The following is a 16,315-nucleotide window of genomic DNA, read 5'->3' as shown; positions in this document are numbered from 1 at the left end:
ATATATGCTTTTACATATAATTGTGGAAGAGGGCGGCGAAGGGGCGTTAGGCCGGAATAGTCTGTCACACAACAAACTTATTAACAGCTTCTCTGAGGTCCGTCGCTAGTTTAGCCAATACCTGACTTGATGATGCAATTTCCTCCATTGATGCCGATTGTTCTTCGGTCGCTGCAGCCACTGTCTGAGCTTCTCCAGATGTTTTTTTACTCAAGTCATCTATTTGATTTACCGAATCGACAATTTGCCGGCTGCCGTTAGCCATTTGCTTTATGGCTGAAGAGATTTCCCCTATTTGTCCTGATACCTGGGTAACAAGGGCAGTAATTTCCAGAAAAGCCTGGCCGGAGGCGTTAACTACTTCTGCACCCAGCTTTACTTCACGTGTTCCTTCATCCATGGCGATTACGGCTTTATTGGTATCACCCTGAATTTCGCTAATCAATTCAGCGATTTTCTTAGCTGCTTCTTGAGACTGCTCGGCTAATTTACGGACTTCTTCTGCCACTACGGCAAACCCCCGTCCCTGTTCACCGGCCCGCGCAGCTTCAATAGCGGCATTAAGTGCCAGCAGGTTGGTTTGCCCGGCAATACCGGAGATAGTATCAATAATTTGCCCTATTTCTTTAGACCGTTCACCTAAATTAGCTACAACGCCAGCTGATTTATTCACAGTCTGTTCAATATGCGCCATTTGGCTAACTGCTTTATCAACCGATTTATTACCTTCGTCAGCCTTTTCCATAGCCTGGGCTGATTGCTCCGACACTAGATTCACATTAACGGCGATTTGCTGAATATTATCTGACATCTGTTGTACGACTGCGGAAGTATTGTTTGCTACATTCAGTTGTTCTTCCGTCCTCTTAGAAACATCGGCAATGGAACCAGCTACCTGATTCGCTGCCTGCGAAGACTGGTGCGCGCTGGCGGTTAATTCCTCAGCCGAGGCTGCTACCAGTTCTGACGAAGTGTCAATTTTACGCACAAGATTACGCAGGTTATCTACCATGATTTCGAAAGCCCTTGCTAAGCGTCCCAATTCATCCTGGGAATTTACATTAATATTCGTTATGCTAAGATCGCCGCCGGCAATACGGTTAGCTACTCCTTCTAATATTTGCAGCGGTCTGGCAATACGCGCAGATGCAACCAGGATAACAAGAATAGCTAAAATAAGTACTGTGACAATAGTAATCAATGAAATCCAGGCAAAGGTTCTCAGTTGCGCCCTGGCCTCAGTAGTTGGAACAGTCACACCAATTGACCAGGAGGTTCCCGTAATTGGCGCGTAAGCCAAGTATTTTTCTATCCCCGCATAGTCATAACCGGCAATCCCCTTTTCGCCTTTTAGCATCTTTTCAACGGCAGCCTTTAATGGGGGGGTTGCATTTGGATCATTGTTAACATTAACTTTATTCATTATTTCTTTATTCGGATGAACAATAATCGTACCATCTGTCCGCAGAACATAGGCATAGCCAGTTTGCGCCACCTTTATACCGAGAATACGTTTTTCCACTTCTTCAATATTGATGGCTCCTGCTAAAATTCCGACAATGCGGCCATCGGCTTTAATCGGGGTAGCAATGACCACGACCAGCTTGCCGCTTGTCGGCGATATAATCGGATCTGTAATAAAAGTATTCCCCGCAATCGCACTGGCGAAATAGGGTCGACTTTTTGAGTTGCCGGTTATACCCCGGGTGTCAATGTAGTCACCGTTCGCATCAGTCCAAAAAATATTTTCATACAGCTTATTATTGTTAATTTCCGCGATAATGTAAGACACCCGGCTTTCACGACTGCCGTTAATCATAACGGGGGACCGGGAGATTGCCTCCAGTTCTTTCTTATGGCCCTCAAGCCACATGCCGACTGCTTCACCATTTGTCTGGGCCGTAAGCGCAATTTCATTCTCGACATCCTGTACTAGCATTTTTTGTGATTGCCAGAAGTTAAGCCCCGCCAGCACGCCAAGGGCGATAACAAATAAAGTGATAACTATAGCTGAAAGTTTTGCTTTGATACTTTTCATATTCAACATCTCCATTCGGTGTGGTCAGTGGTCTTTAGCATATATGCGCTTTCTGCTCATCGACATATATCATTGGTAATACTCCCTGCCTCCTTTCGTGTTTAACTCCTGATTCATGCAAAATCTATCTTTCTGTGCCTAAATGATATCTGCAGCAACTGGTTCTTCGCATTTGTTGCTGCTCGGGAATCGCCCCTTACAGGGCGGCACTGAAATAAATTAAAATGACAGACCTGTCTATGCAGGCCTGTCATTATCGATTTAGAACCGAATTTGCAACCTGGCAATCATAGGCGTACAGCCTTTAGACCCATGGCTTTGCGTCCTTGCCTTTCGACAAGTATGCCTTATATTTACTGTTTTAACCATTTTTAAATCATAAACTTGTCTATACAATTAATCGTTAAGTAGATTATAGTGCTTTTACCGCTATTAGTCTACAGAATTATCAAAATAAGTCGAAAAAAGTAATAAAACTCAAAATAATGACAACTCAATAAGCTCCTTATAATACAAAATCTAAGTAAACTTGTTCGTTTCGTAAGCCTTCATCGCAATCGATGAAAGATAATTGGCTGGTCATCAGGCTACGGTGACTGTGGGTACGATTATAGAGAAAACCCGTGTTGACCTTACAAAATGGTTTTTAGCCATGTATCTTGTTGCTCATGATATTACAAGGCCTATCCGGACGTACGCCTGAAACTGATTGCAGCAGCTGCTCAGCGATGTAAATACCTTTAAGCATAGATAGGTTGCATAGCCCAAATAAACAGGGACCGGCTGAATAGATCAGCCAGTCCCTGTTTACTTGATAACCTTAGAACCAATAGTTGGCGGTAAAGACAGTGGTAGTATCCAAATCATCACTGGTTAACTTCTGGGTCAACCCCCTATTTACGATACTCAGCTTTTGAACAGTTAAATTGAGAGTAATGTTTTTGTCCGGTACAGTCTCAAGCGAGAAGGTCCACCCCTTCACATTGTCGGTGCCGTGTGTGAATACATTATAGGCCTGGGAAGGAGATGCTACCGCCATTTGATCAAAGCCGCCGAGGCTTACGGGAGTGGTACCGCTTTGAACCCGGCGGTAACCGACTAACCAGGCAGTATCGCCGATTTTCTTGGGATTAGTCATAGGCGTATTGCCGAAGAAGGCTTTAGAACTTGGTCCTGAGCCGTTGCTCAGTTGTACCGACCAGCCTTTCGGGCTGCCCGGCATATTTACAGGGTTTTGCAGCGTGCTGCCGATATACTCGCCCAGCAGCGTCATTTTAGACATATCATAAGCAAAGAACAGGTCATAGCCCCGGGAGCTGTCGAACTGCGCACCGTTGTCGGCCATCAGGTCCCCTGTCCCGTCGGTTTTGCTGGTTCCCGGGATGTCCGCCCAGTAATAGCCGACACCAAACCTCAGATCTTTCTGTGGCTTCCAGGTAAACTGCCCCAGTGAAAGGGTGTTCGCCTTGCCGCCAGTAGCCTGCTTGGTGTTGCCGACAAAGCCCATAAAAACGCCGCCTGCAAGTGTATCGTTAAGCCAGATACCGTCTACTGAAGCCGATTTCGAGATCATGTTATGGCCTGCAGCAAACGAGTCCCGGCCAATCTTGACCGAGTCAAAACCCAGTATATTGGCGCCCTTCATATTAAAGACATCGATATTGGCTACTGAGCCGACATTCCCATCCGAATTGCCGAACCGGTTGCTCCACGGCGAGGCAATGCGGGCAGTTGCTGTCCAGTTATCATTGAGTTGTCCGGAGAATCTGATCCGCCCCCGCCAATCAAAGTTGTCAGCAGATCCTAGTTTTGATGATCCGGGAGTCTTGGGAGCATTAACATGATACCGGAAGCGCATGTCGCCACCACTCACCCAGCTATTGGTCTTTGTTTCAACTTTAGCCATACGTATCCCCATTTTATTCAACTCGGTGGCAAACTCAATCGACAGCTTATCAATGAGCTTCTTTTGCCCGGCATCAGCCACCTCGTATTTTTCGATGGCCCGTGCGACCAGAAACGAGACCTCATAACGGCTCATGGCTTTATCGCCCCGGAAAGTGCCGTCGCTATACCCCTCGATCAAATTAGCCTTGGCCAATTTGATCACCGCATCGTAGGCCCAGTGATCTGCCGGCATATCGACAAACGCAGCTGCAAAACCGGTTGCCGTAAAAGCAAACATCAATAGTACTGCAAACATCCAAATCAATAATTTTCTCATCATCATTCCTCCACATGAATATGCGCTGATAGCGGTACTCAAACTCACCTGTTATTCCTACAACGCCTTTTTATTAATCTTGCCATTATCCAGCCGGGGCAGTTCGTCCACCAGAATGACTTTGTCGGGAACCTTATATTTGGCGATTTTATCTTTGGCATATTCGCGCAGTGTTGCGGCCGTTTCGGCACTGTTGTCCAGCAATTGAATCCAGGCACAGGTCTGCTCTCCCAGGGTGTCGTGTGAGATTCCCTGAACACACACGTCGATAACCTCCGGATTATGGCGGTATATCTCTTCAACCTCAGCCGGATAAATATTATAGCCGCCGCGAATAATCATCTCTTTCTTCCGTCCCACAATCTTAATATAGCCAGCCGCATCAATGGTTGCCAGGTCCCCGGTTAAAAGCCAGCCCGCCGCATCGAATGCCTCCTTGGTTTTATCCGGCATATTATAGTAGCCCTTCATAACGCCATAGCCTGTAACAACCAGTTCACCGACTTCTCCCGCCTTGACCGGCTGGCCCTGATCATCAACAACCTTAACTTTAATACCGGCAAACGCCTTACCCACTGTATTGCTGCGTAATGTAATATCATCGTCAGAGCTTGTCATAGAAACCGACACCGTTTCTGTTGAGCCGTAGGCAACCATGATATTACAGTGAAATTCTGTGTATAATTGCTTTACCAACTCTTCTGAGCAGATAGCTCCGGCAACAATTCCTGTTCGCAAAGAGCTTATATCCTTTTTATACTGCCGGTATTCCTGCAGTTCCCGGACGAACATCGTTGGCACACCATAAAGGACGGTGATTTTTTCCTGTTCAATCAGACTCAGGGCTTCCCGTGAGTCGTGCTTGGTCATCAGGACAATTTTTCCGCCAAAAAAAAGGGGGATAAGTATTCCCGTCACAATGCCAAACAGGTGGGAGCAAGGCACTGGCACCAGAAAAGCATCCTCTGCCGCACAGTTCAGGCGATCACCGATATTGACCGCCGCCTGCAACAAATTGTTGAAAGTCAGTTCCACCCCTTTTGGGTGTCCCGTAGTTCCTGACGTGAACATAATCGCAAACACATCTTCACAGGGATCAATCTTAACCTCCCCGTTGCAGCAATCCTTGCCAAGCTTAATTAAATCGGCCAAAGACAAATAGCCTTTCTCGCTAAAGCGGACGGTAAAAACTGCACAAGAATATTTGTCGGTATGCAACCAGGCCAAATCAGCCTTACCGGCGACAAAAACTGCTTTAGCCTGACTACTTGCCAACCGTTCCCGCTTTTCGTTTTCCGTCAAAATACTATTACAGGGCACGAGGATGGCTCCCACTTTGGCAATGGCAAAAAATAAGGTGATAAACTCATGCCAATTAGGCAATACCACAAAAACCTTATCCCCTTTGGCAATGTGCGCTTTGGTCAAAGCCGCTGCAAGCTGCCGGCTTTCTTCTGTTAGTTCGTGGTATGACATCCGCCGGCATCCGTCAAAAATGGCCTCACGCTCCGGAGTATTTTCCGCCCAGTAATCGGGAAGCCGCTGAAAACTGCGGCAACTTAGCCCCATCTGAACTCGACCCCCATAGTCCCCTGGGGATACTCCCATTTTTCCAGTATCGTTTTACCGCACAGCACCCGGCATGTTCCACATTCGACGCAGCCTGCGTAATCAAAATGAACATCGCCTTTTTCGTCAATTTGATATAGGCCGGCAGGGCAAGCCAGCACTAGCTTTTTAAATTCCAGCAAATCAAGCTTGCCTTGCTTCAAAACAATGTGAGCATATCCTTCATCAACATAAAATTTATTCAGGCTAAGTTTCTGATCTACATTTACAGGGTTCACACCGACCGCGCTCCTTTCCAGCCGTCAATAGCAAGATTGGTCAGGCCGACTTTTTTCACATGTCTCAGCATTTTTTTCATAATCGGCTCTGCCGGCTGGCCGTTGACGACAAACAGGTCTGTCAGCATATCGGCCGCCAGCTGGGGATATCTATTGAAAATGCGCGGTGTTGTCTCAAGAAAGTGCGGAAAGTTCTTATAATGCTTCAAATCCTTCATGACACAGCTGTTGTCAAGAAAAGATTGGTAACACGTTAGCGAAGCCTCACTGTAATCCTGCGCTTGCTTAGCTGCCAGCACCGCTTTAGCCGCACACTCGGCTGAGACTACGGCAAAGTCCATCCCCCGTACGGCATACCCGAGATTGAGGCAAAAGCCGGCCGCGTCGCCGACCACCAGTATGCCGTCACCGACTATCCTGGGCACCATAGCCAGCCCCCCTTCGGGAACCATATGACCGGAGTACTCGATGAGCTCCCCGCCTGTGAGCAGCGGCTCAAGCACCGGATGCTGCTTAAAATCCTCCAGCAGCTGCGGTACTGACTTGGTGCCATTCACCAAATCACTGAGCGTGCAGACGATTCCTAAAGAAATGCTCTCTTTATTCGTATAGAGAAAACCGCCACCGGATCTTCCCCCGGAGGGAGTTCCCGCGAACAGCCAGGCTGTCCCTTCCTTCTCACGACAACCAAACCGGTCCTCAATCACCCTTGCAGGCAAGCCAATGACCTCCTTTACCCCAACCGAAACCTGGTGTGGTTTCAGCTCCTCACAGAAGCCAATCTTCTGGGCAAGAAGAGAATTGACGCCATCAGCTAAAATTGTAATATCAGCTTCCAGCTCATCATTGCCGGCGATAACACCGCACACCTTTCCTTCCCGGACAAGTAAATCATCGATACGGATCCCGGCTACCAGCTGTACGCCGGCTTCTTCCGCCTTTTCCGCCAGCCACTGGTCAAAGACGCCCCGCAGCACAGAATACGAATCACTGCCAGGCAGCCCTAACATTTCTGAGTAAAAATCCAGGGTTACATTGCTTTCTGCCGTCATAAGGCTGATCTTCTCCCGGGTAATCTTCCTCTCCAGCGGGGCTTCCTGGACGAAGTTCGGGAAAATTCTTCCCAGGCCATAACTATAAATGCGGCCCCCGGTCATATTCTTACTGCCGGCGTAATTGCCCCGCTCCACCAGCATCACCGCCAGGCCTTCCCTGGCCAACAGGTAGCCGGCAACAGTACCTGCAATTCCGCCGCCAACAATTATTACGTCAAATCGGTCATCAGACATCATTCAGCCCTCTTTCGGATTACTTTTAAGGCTAAAGCGAAAAACTGTTTCTCAGTTTTTTCGCTTTGTCCTTACGCCTTATAGTTAAGGCTATTTCAGCTTATTGATCATTGCAGGAACGACCTTATAGAGATCACCGACGATACCATAATCGGCTTGTTTAAAGATTGGAGCATTTTTATCTTTGTTAATCGCAATAACCACTTTCGACCGGTTTACGCCAACCGTATGCTGCACCTGACCGGAAATACCCAGCGCTATATAGACTTCCGGAGCCAGCATTAAGCCTGATACGCCAACATAAGTCTCCTTGGGCATCCACCGCTCGGCTTCGGCAATAGGGCGGGTGCAGCCCACTTCACCCCCGATCGCGTCTGCGAGCTGTCGAATCATTGCCAAATCTTCTTCTTTAACAATACCCCGGCCAACGCCGACAACCCGCTTAGCGCTGGGCAAATCAACGCAAACCTTAGGCTTTTGTTCTTTACTGATCGTTTTTATTCTGACGCCGGGTTCAACAAATGCAATGGTTTCGACTATGCCTTGGCTTGCTGCCCCTGAACAGCTTTCCAATACACCGGACCCTACCATAGCAATCGCGGTGGCTGCGGCAGCTTTCTCTTTCCGTACTGCGACGCCGCCATATACCAGCCGGCTGGCTTCCATGCCTGGAGTAAACTCCATGACATCGGTTATAACGCTTGCGCCTATAATCGCTGCTACACGTCCGGCAATTACTTTGCACCGTTTGGTAGACTCAACCAGCAACAGATCAGGGGTCTCTTTTTGCAAAAGCGCGGCAATAGTATCGGTATAATCCTCCACCATAACCCCGTTCTGCGGCGGAATAAGCCATATCTTATCTACCGTTATTCCGGGTTTATCCTCTGTCCCGATCACAATGGCCTCAACCCGCTCTCCCAGCTTACGCGCGCCGCTGCATAATTCAGCAAGAGCATTATCTCTTTCAGCAAATACGAATATTTTCATCTCTAGCGCCCACCTTTATTTCAATTCCTCAGAGATTTTTTGAATAAACTTTGCGATTGCCTCATCCGAATCGCCCTCGATGATCTCCTGTTTCCGCTTCACCTGTTTTGGTGCCTTGGTTTCCAGAACCTCAATGGTATGCGCCGGCCTGGCAGTAGTAATATCGCCGGCCTGCCAAACTACCGAAGTTTTTTTGCCTGCATCCAGGATTTGCTTGAGACTGGGGATTCTGGGCAGATTAATGTCCGAAGTAACAGATAGTACTGCCGGCAAGCTAACTTCCAGGGTTTCCACTTCGTTTTCCAATGCCCGCTGGACAATCATTTTGCCGTTCTCCACGGTAATTTTCGTGACACTATTGATTGTCGGCAGGTTAAGCAACTGACCGACCTGGATGCCAACCTGCTGAGCGTAAAGATCAGCAGACCCCTCGCCACAGAGAACAAGGTCATACTCGCCAACTTTTTCAATGGCCGCCTTTAAAACGCAGGCTGTTTGATGAGTATCCATGCCGGCAAAGCTTTCATCTGCCACCAGATACAAGCTGTCCGCACCGCGCGATAAAACATTCTTTTTCAGCTTGGTGTCATTAATACTGGCAGCACCCACACTCAATGCCACCACGGTTCCCCCATGGGCTTCCTTAAGCTGAGCACCAGCCTCAACACCGTTCAGATCGTAATTGCTGATTGTCAGCTTAGCTCTCTCAAAAGCTAGATCACCATTAGGCTTTATCATAATATCCTGTTCTTCTGGCACAACTTTGAAGCAAGTTATAATGTTCATAATTTCACCCCGAAAAGATTATTAGCCATTATTTCACGTATTTTTTGAGGAGCTCACGCCCGGCGATGTGTACCATAATCTGCTCGGTACCACCGGCGAATTCCCACCCCCGCGCATCCTGCCATGCTCTGGATACCCTGGTTTCTGTGGTATAGCCGATACCGCCGAGGATTTGCATCGCATCTGAGCAAACCTGTGTCGCCGTCTTGCAGACATAGCGCTTGCATAATGCCGAATCCAGTCTGATTGATATGCCATTATCATGTTTCCAGGCTGTTTCATAAATCATGTTCCGCATATTTTTGATTCTGATTTCCATATCGCTTAATAGCTCCTGGATCATTTGGAACTTGCCGATCGGTTGACCGAATTGGGCTCGCTGGCTGGCATAGGCTGCTGCATCGTCCATAGCTGCCTGGGCCAGCCCTAACGAAAAGACGCAGATCAAAATCCGTTCCACCTCAAAATTTTTCATCAGTTGAAGAAACCCCTTGCCCTGTATGCCGACAAGGGCGCTTTCGTCTGTTTCCACATTGTCCAGATACATCTCCGAAAACTTGATCGGTTTCTGACCGATTTTATGGAGCGGGGCGAATTTAATCCCGGGGGAATCAGACGGGATCAGCCACATTGACATATTCTTATTTGTGATCTCCGGAGATTCGTCTTTCGCCACAATCAGGGAATAGGGTGCCGTGCCACCGTGGGTTACAAAGGTTTTCGTGCCGTTGAGATAGACCTTGCCGTTCCTGCGTACAGCCGTTGTCGTCATGGCGCTGTTGTCCGAGCCGGACTGAGGTTCGGAAATCGCCAGCAAAAAAGAGGCCTCACCTGTATTTTTGTAAGTATCGACCGTCAGTCTGATTTGCTCCGGCGTACCGAATTCCACGATATCAAATAAGTTGAGCACGTTGGACAGGAAGGGGAACGAAGCGGCAGTAAGCCGGGTCAGTTCTTCAGCAACCATAAAAATCGTGGTGATATCCGCCGGTGTGCCGCCATACTCTTCGGGGATACCCATAAGTCCGAAGCCGGCGTCCAGAAAAGCCCGGGAAAACTTCGGATCAATTGTGCCTTGTTCATACCAATTTTTGATATTGTCTTCAGTCACTTCTCTGGCTACCATCTCGCGCAGGCTGTCTAACAACAACTCTTGTTCATCAGTCTTATTAAAATCCATGTTCATACCTCCAAATTTACTAGTTATTTTCACCTAATTTAGGATAGGGTGCAGTACAAGATAAAAAGGACTTTCCCGGCGTATAGTGGCTGCCAACATAGTTAAGCCCCCACTTATGCTCGATGAAACCTCTCTCTTTTACATAAGAATGGGCGGACAGCTCACTTGTTTCTAAAACAGGCGCCATGCAGCAATCTACTTTTGTGGAAAACTCCGACCATTCCTGGAAAGTCCGGCTTTTGAATACATTCACTAATTGTGCATAAAAGGGATTGCCGGTCTCCGGTTTTGTCCGATGCCCCGGTATCAGATCCTCCCGGTTAACTGCCTTACAGAAATTAACCCAGAATTTCTCCTCAATGGCTCCTAAAGTTACATAACGGTTGTCCTTGGTCGCATAGATGTTATAGGCAATACCATGTTCATTAATTCCATGTTCTTCCCCGGTTGCCGAGTGATGGCTGACATGCAGTCCCATTAGCGAAAGCACACTATCGGTTAAAGCAACATCAAGATAGGTGCCCTTTCCTGTTCGCTCCCTGTACACCAGCCCGGCCAAAATAGCTTCACTGGCCACAACACCCCCAATCAGATCAGCCAAAGCAATATTGGGCTTGATCGGTTTTCCGGTGTCATCGGTCAGTTGGGCCAGAACACCGCTAAGCGCCATGTAATTTAAATCATGGCCGGCCAGGCGGGAAAACGAGGTGTTTTGTCCATAGCCGGATAAAGAACAGTATACCAATGCAGGATTTATTTCTGACAGGCTTGCAAAGTCAATACCCAGCCTTGCGGGAACGCCGGGACGAAAACTTTCGATAACCACATCGGCCTCTCTGACCAGTTCTAAAACGTGCCGGCGCTGTTTTTCGTCCTTTAGGTCATACGCCTTGCTCTGTTTGCCCCGGCTTTGTGACCGGAAGACACACCCTTCTTCGCCATGTATGGTATCCATAAATCTGGCCGGGTCCCCTGTGGGTTCTTCGATCTTGATCACTTCTGCGCCGCGGTCGGCCAGACGCAATGTAGCCACCGGCCCCGGGAAATAGCGGGTAAAATCGATAATTTTTATTCCTGAAAGCAATTCGACTCCCCCACTCTAAGCTGTATGTTCAAGTTTTTTTGCCTAATTGCAGCGCAATAGAACCAGCCACAAAGGCTATGGCTGCAATCCCCATAGCCGCGCCGAAAGACATAGTATAGGACTTAGTTGCATCAAGAAAAAAGCCCCAGGCCGATGAACCGATAGCCGAACTCAACGAAGCCTCCATGGCGATATTAGCGTAAATCTGGCTGTAATCCCGGTTGCCGAAGATTTTTTTCATTGTCAGCGGGGTCTGCACCGAAACACCGGCATAGGAGATACCATACAGGAAGCCGCCAGCCAGCACGACCCAGGTACCCACCTGCGCCAGGAAAACCATCAGCCCCAGGCCAACAAACCCGGCGCCCATGGCGACGCTCAGTCCGCCAAAAACACTCTTGTCATTGATAGCGCCAAGCAAAACCTTGCCGATCATGTTGCCAAACATACTGGCTGAAGCAACGGTTGCGCCCAGTGTGATCGACATCCCCAGCGAGGACGCATACGAAGGCAGATAGAAGTTGATATTGGTATTGAAGGCCACCAGGAAAGAAAATATAAGGCTTAAATAAAATGCACCGCTTGTAAGTGCCGTCCCATAAGCAACACCTGTAACCTGGGCAGGAGCTCCGCCTTGCGCAACTTCGCCCGTATCCCCATAGGGTTTTAGCCCCTTGTCGCCGGGGTGGCTTCTCATAAGCAGCGCAAAAGGGAGCGCGATCACCAGCGTAAGCACCGCGAAGCTCAGATAACCGGCCCGCCAGCCGTAATTTGCGATCATATAGCCGCCGAATGGATTGAACAGTACACCGCCAATGCCGGTGAAGGCCGAACACAAGCCCATGAAAAAGCCAACCCGCGTTTTGAACCAGCGGTTGATCATGGTTGGCACCATCAGATAGAGCAGAAATGCCATGGCAACACCGAGAAAAGCGCCAGCCACATAAAACTGATAGACCGAAGTAAAGGTTGACATTGCCGCAAATGCGGCAGCAACAATAATAACGTTAACCGCTAAAATTTTAGGGGCCGCGTATTTGGCGAAAATTTTCCCGGCAACAAGTAACGTAAGCGTCGCCGCCACCATTGCAACCGACAGGTAAATAGCGAACGCTCCTTTGCCGACCCCCAGGGCCTGGCTGACCGGGTTGAAAAAGATGCCTGCACAACTAAAGGTAAAGGTTACCGGTGCAATGGATATTGCACAACAAGCAGCGACAATCATATAAGCATAATGAAAACCGCCAGTATTCTGATTTGTGCGCATACTGAGATTTGTACTCATTCCTACTTCCCCCTCAAAATCAATAAGACCATGGCCCAACCCACTCTTAGAAAACTGTTCCTCGCCCAGCAAGACCAGTTTTCTAAAAGTGATAGGAAATTTCCACCGGCAGTAGCCTGCCGTGCTGCAAAAGCTAGCAGGTCAAATCCTGCTTAAGGATCTTCCTGGCATATAATTCTTTAATCTGCTCCGGTGTATAGCCCAGGTCGCTGAGAACATCCTCATTATCCTCGCCATAATGGGGGGCTGCCCGCCATACTTTGCCGGGGTTATTCTTTAGTCGCGGCGCGATCGCCGGGCCTTTGACCTTCTTGCCCTCAATCCCGTCCCACTCAGTGATAACGCCGCGGGCCACAAAGTGAGGGTGTGTTTTCATCATCTCGTAGGTGATAATAGCGCTCGAAACAACCCCCGCATCATTGAGCTCTCTTTCTGCTTGTGCCACTGTCCGGGCGGCACAAAACTCAGCCATTTTCTCAACTACTTTATCCCCTGCCGGTGTGTTCCGCCATACAGCATATTTATCTGACGGGAACTCCGCTGAGCCAAACTCCAGTCCCAGCAGCGGCAGGCCACCTTTCATCGTATTGGTGCTGAGAAAGAAAACATAAATATAGCCATCTTGGCACTTAAAAGGTTCACACGCAGCAAAAGTCGGATTTTTTGATCCGGCGCGCTTTCTTTCGATGCCATAGCTCAGCCAGTCAGTGGGGAACCCGGCCTGAATCATCAGCAACGCTTCGAATTGCGCGCAATCGATACTTTCACCCTTGCCGGTCTTCTGTGCGTTGATATATGCCGCCAGGCATGTCCAGGACGCCACCATTGCGGCAATGTAATCCCCCATAAAGGCTGGCGCCGGTGCCGGCAGTCCGGGCTCAGGCTCGCCATTGACATGCATAAAGCCGCTGAAGGCCTGCCCGATCGCATCATAAGACCCGCGTTTTAAATAATCGGGATCACCGGTCAAACCATAACCGGTAACATGGCAAATGACCAGTTTAGGGTTAATCTCCAGCAAGACTTCATCACTGAGACCGCGTTTGTCCCAGGTACCGGCTTTTGAATTTTCAATGAAAATGTCTGACTCCTTGATCAGTTTCTTGAAGATTTCTTTGCCTTCAGGATTGACCATGTCAAGCACAATAGCCCGTTGGTTGCGGCGTTCCCTGTTGACAAACGACAATGTGTCTGTTGTCCGGAACTGATCTTTCACTACAGGGCTTTCGACATAGATAACGTCCGCCCCGAAATCGGCCATCATGGCTGCTGCGTACGGCCCGGCAACACTCAACCCCGCGCTGAGCACCTTTACTCCTGACAGCGGACCGAATTGAGGAACATCTGATCTCTTCATACTGGCTCCACTTCCCTCTTAATAAATTTTTCTTTCGCACTCTATATACGCAACTTTTATGCCAATCGTTGAACCCAGATTTCCCGCGGCTTTTTTCTCCCCACTGTCCAAAGTTGTTTAACGAGTGTCTGGATTTGTTGGTGAAAGCACTACATCTTTTATCTGAATTTCAAAAAGAAAAGCCGCAAAGAACTCACGTTCTTTGCGACCCTTGATTGCTAACGTCCGTATATTTACCCGCTGTCAGCGGCTAGTCCAGCTTATACTCTCTGATCTTTTTATATAAAGTGCTGCGGGAAACGTTTAATTCTTCTGCGACTTGCGACTTATTGCCATTATATTTGATAAGTGTACTCAGAATTTTTTTCCGTTCTTCCTTCCAAAAATCCGTTTCGCTGTTTGTGAACTGTTTTGCTTTACCAACTTCGTCACTATCAAGCTGATCAAAAATGTCTCCGGGGAGATCTTCCAGTTTTAAAGTGGTTCCTTCCACATTATTTACGGCGCATTCCACGGCATTTCTGAATTCCCGCAAATTTCCCGGCCAGGCACATCTCACTAAATAGGATAGCGCCTTTGGTGAAACCTGTTGCACGTTTTTATCCAACACTTCATTAAAGTAGTCAATGAAATAATCCAGCATCAGGGGAATATCGGTAACCCGGTCTCTTAACGGCGGCAGATGAAGGTGAATAACATTGATCCGGTAATACAAATCTAAGCGAAACGCTCCTTCATTGACCATCTTGCGCAGATCTCTATTGGTAGCACATATCAGGCGCACATCAACAGGTGTGGTGATATTGCTGCCAATTCTGGTAACCGTTCGCTCCTCCAGCACCCTCAGCAGCATGGTCTGGGCATACATCGGCAATTCGCCAATCTCATCAAGGAACAGGGTTCCTTGATGAGCATATTCAAACTTGCCCATCGAGCCTCCTTTGCGGGCGCCGGTAAAAGCGCCCTCAACATGGCCGAATAGTTCGCTCGCGATCAGTTCTGACGGGATAGCCGCGCAGTTAAGCGCCACAAAAGGGTTGTCTCTGCGGATGCTTTTGTTGTGTATGGCTTGCGCAAACAACTCTTTCCCGGTACCGCTTTCCCCGGTGATAATCACAGAACTACGACTCTTGGCTATATTTACAGCTCGCTCTTTGACCTGCCTAATGGCGCTTGACTCGCCGATGATATTCTCAAACGTATAATACGCCTGGGAATTAGCAATCTTATTGACAGTCTGCCGGACATTTCCACTGTCGGACAACTTAATACTAAGTCCGGTTATTAAATCATCCTGCGTAATCGGCGTGACATCCATGCGCAGAAACTGCTTTTGCTCAGGAGCTTTTCGCAGAAATATTTCCTCAAACATAATCCTGTGGCCTGTTTCCAGGCAGGTTAAGGCCCGGTCCAACTCCGGAATTATTTCTAAGCAATTAATATTTTTCGACTCATCCAGGCTTACTTTAAACCAAGTGGCGAAGATTTGATTAAAATAGATGACTTTCCCAAACGAATCCAGAAAGAGAAATGCCTCATGCTTATTATGCATAAGCTGTTCGAACAACTCGTTTTTCATTGTCAGTTCCAGATTCTTGCGATAGACGCCAAGAGTGGCTTTACGGGCACTATGAAACAATCTAAAATACGCGATAAAATGTTTGGTTAAACTTTCTCGAGGCAGAAAAACCAAGGTATAGCTGCGTCCGTTAAAATCTTCGGAGTAAAAGCAGTAACTCGCAAATGGTGCAAAAATATCCAAATAATGTTCGTCGCCTACGACACAAGCCTCCTGATTAGGTTTAAGCGTAAGGGAAGCCGCGGTTGTCCCCAGGCATTCCTCTTTAATACATGTCCCGATACCGATATTCATCGCGTTCAACTGCCGGAGCATCTCTTCGCTGCCTCGCTGAGAGAAGATAACGCCGTCATCATAAGCATAAAATAAGGCTGCCTGATATGTTTTCAAATACTCATACAAACTGTTGACTACGCCGTGCAAAATATAATCCCGTAAAAAAGCCATATCCTTAGTCACTGGAACCTCTCTTAAACTGCAATCGTGGAAAGGAAGTTGGTAGTTCAAGCTTTTTTGTCTGCATCTTTGCCAGGATTGGGCAATTTCCGGCCTGACTGCAGCCTCAATATAGCCTGTACTAAAAAAGGATTCTTTAAGTTTCTTCAGTTCTAAATTAGTCATAGAGATTTCACCAGCCTTCATTTAAATCATAATTG

General features: G+C 48.0%; 12 protein-coding genes and 1 riboswitch. All 12 genes read right to left on the bottom strand.

Going from position 1 to position 16,315, the window contains the following annotated elements; genetic code table 11:
• Positions 1–64: 64 nt before the first annotated feature.
• A complete protein-coding gene (locus tag VN379_RS10915; RefSeq protein ID WP_325533704.1) occupies positions 65–2,038 on the bottom strand; it encodes a methyl-accepting chemotaxis protein in 1,974 nt (657 codons plus the stop codon).
• A gap of 271 nt (positions 2,039–2,309) precedes the next feature.
• Positions 2,310–2,395, bottom strand: a riboswitch (cyclic di-GMP riboswitch).
• A 463-nt stretch (positions 2,396–2,858) separates the two neighbouring features.
• Complete coding sequence (locus tag VN379_RS10910; RefSeq protein ID WP_325533703.1) at positions 2,859–4,262, bottom strand: S-layer homology domain-containing protein; 1,404 nt, start codon at positions 4,260–4,262, stop codon at positions 2,859–2,861.
• A 57-nt stretch (positions 4,263–4,319) separates the two neighbouring features.
• A complete protein-coding gene (locus VN379_RS10905) occupies positions 4,320–5,831 on the bottom strand; it encodes a class I adenylate-forming enzyme family protein (protein WP_325533702.1) in 1,512 nt (503 codons plus the stop codon).
• Entirely contained in the window at positions 5,822–6,109 is a 288-nt protein-coding gene (locus tag VN379_RS10900; protein ID WP_325533701.1) for a ferredoxin family protein, read from the bottom strand. Before VN379_RS10900 ends, VN379_RS10905 begins: the two co-directional genes overlap by 10 nt.
• Positions 6,106–7,401: an FAD-dependent oxidoreductase gene (locus VN379_RS10895; protein WP_325533700.1), complete on the bottom strand. Its 1,296-nt coding sequence runs from the start codon at positions 7,399–7,401 to the stop codon at positions 6,106–6,108. Before VN379_RS10895 ends, VN379_RS10900 begins: the two co-directional genes overlap by 4 nt.
• 87 nt (positions 7,402–7,488) lie before the next feature.
• Positions 7,489–8,388, bottom strand: a complete 900-nt coding sequence (locus VN379_RS10890) for an electron transfer flavoprotein subunit alpha/FixB family protein (protein WP_325533698.1) — start codon at positions 8,386–8,388, stop codon at positions 7,489–7,491.
• Positions 8,389–8,403: 15 nt separating this feature from the next.
• The gene (locus VN379_RS10885; protein WP_325533696.1) at positions 8,404–9,174 is read right to left on the bottom strand and encodes an electron transfer flavoprotein; all 771 of its coding nucleotides are present in this window, start codon (positions 9,172–9,174) and stop codon (positions 8,404–8,406) included.
• A gap of 28 nt (positions 9,175–9,202) precedes the next feature.
• Positions 9,203–10,354, bottom strand: a complete 1,152-nt coding sequence (locus tag VN379_RS10880; RefSeq protein ID WP_325533694.1) for an acyl-CoA dehydrogenase — start codon at positions 10,352–10,354, stop codon at positions 9,203–9,205.
• 19 nt (positions 10,355–10,373) lie between these two features.
• Complete coding sequence (locus VN379_RS10875; RefSeq protein WP_325533692.1) at positions 10,374–11,438, bottom strand: CoA transferase; 1,065 nt, start codon at positions 11,436–11,438, stop codon at positions 10,374–10,376.
• A gap of 28 nt (positions 11,439–11,466) precedes the next feature.
• Positions 11,467–12,723 (bottom strand): MFS transporter, encoded by a 1,257-nt coding sequence (locus VN379_RS10870; RefSeq protein WP_325533690.1) that lies wholly within the window; start codon positions 12,721–12,723, stop codon positions 11,467–11,469.
• A 133-nt stretch (positions 12,724–12,856) separates the two neighbouring features.
• The gene (locus VN379_RS10865) at positions 12,857–14,080 is read right to left on the bottom strand and encodes a CoA transferase (protein WP_325533688.1); all 1,224 of its coding nucleotides are present in this window, start codon (positions 14,078–14,080) and stop codon (positions 12,857–12,859) included.
• A gap of 250 nt (positions 14,081–14,330) precedes the next feature.
• The gene (locus tag VN379_RS10860; protein WP_325533686.1) at positions 14,331–16,280 is read right to left on the bottom strand and encodes a sigma-54 interaction domain-containing protein; all 1,950 of its coding nucleotides are present in this window, start codon (positions 16,278–16,280) and stop codon (positions 14,331–14,333) included.
• Between the last annotated feature and the right edge of the window lie 35 nt (positions 16,281–16,315).

Origin of the sequence: Sporomusa sp. (assembly GCF_035561255.1) — a bacterium.
GTDB lineage: Bacteria > Bacillota > Negativicutes > Sporomusales > Sporomusaceae > Sporomusa.
The sequence above is the reverse complement of the archived record's forward strand: the minus strand, read 5'-3'. Positions and strand labels throughout refer to the sequence as shown.

Coding starts and splice junctions, on each gene's coding strand:
- VN379_RS10915 (WP_325533704.1), bottom strand. CDS start 2,038: ATGAAAAGTATCAAAGCAAAACTTTCAGCTATAGTTATCACTTTATTT.
- VN379_RS10910 (WP_325533703.1), bottom strand. CDS start 4,262: ATGAGAAAATTATTGATTTGGATGTTTGCAGTACTATTGATGTTTGCT.
- VN379_RS10905 (WP_325533702.1), bottom strand. CDS start 5,831: ATGGGGCTAAGTTGCCGCAGTTTTCAGCGGCTTCCCGATTACTGGGCG.
- VN379_RS10895 (WP_325533700.1), bottom strand. CDS start 7,401: ATGATGTCTGATGACCGATTTGACGTAATAATTGTTGGCGGCGGAATT.
- VN379_RS10890 (WP_325533698.1), bottom strand. CDS start 8,388: ATGAAAATATTCGTATTTGCTGAAAGAGATAATGCTCTTGCTGAATTA.
- VN379_RS10885 (WP_325533696.1), bottom strand. CDS start 9,174: ATGAACATTATAACTTGCTTCAAAGTTGTGCCAGAAGAACAGGATATT.
- VN379_RS10880 (WP_325533694.1), bottom strand. CDS start 10,354: ATGGATTTTAATAAGACTGATGAACAAGAGTTGTTGTTAGACAGCCTG.
- VN379_RS10870 (WP_325533690.1), bottom strand. CDS start 12,723: ATGAGTACAAATCTCAGTATGCGCACAAATCAGAATACTGGCGGTTTT.
- VN379_RS10865 (WP_325533688.1), bottom strand. CDS start 14,080: ATGAAGAGATCAGATGTTCCTCAATTCGGTCCGCTGTCAGGAGTAAAG.
- VN379_RS10860 (WP_325533686.1), bottom strand. CDS start 16,280: ATGACTAATTTAGAACTGAAGAAACTTAAAGAATCCTTTTTTAGTACA.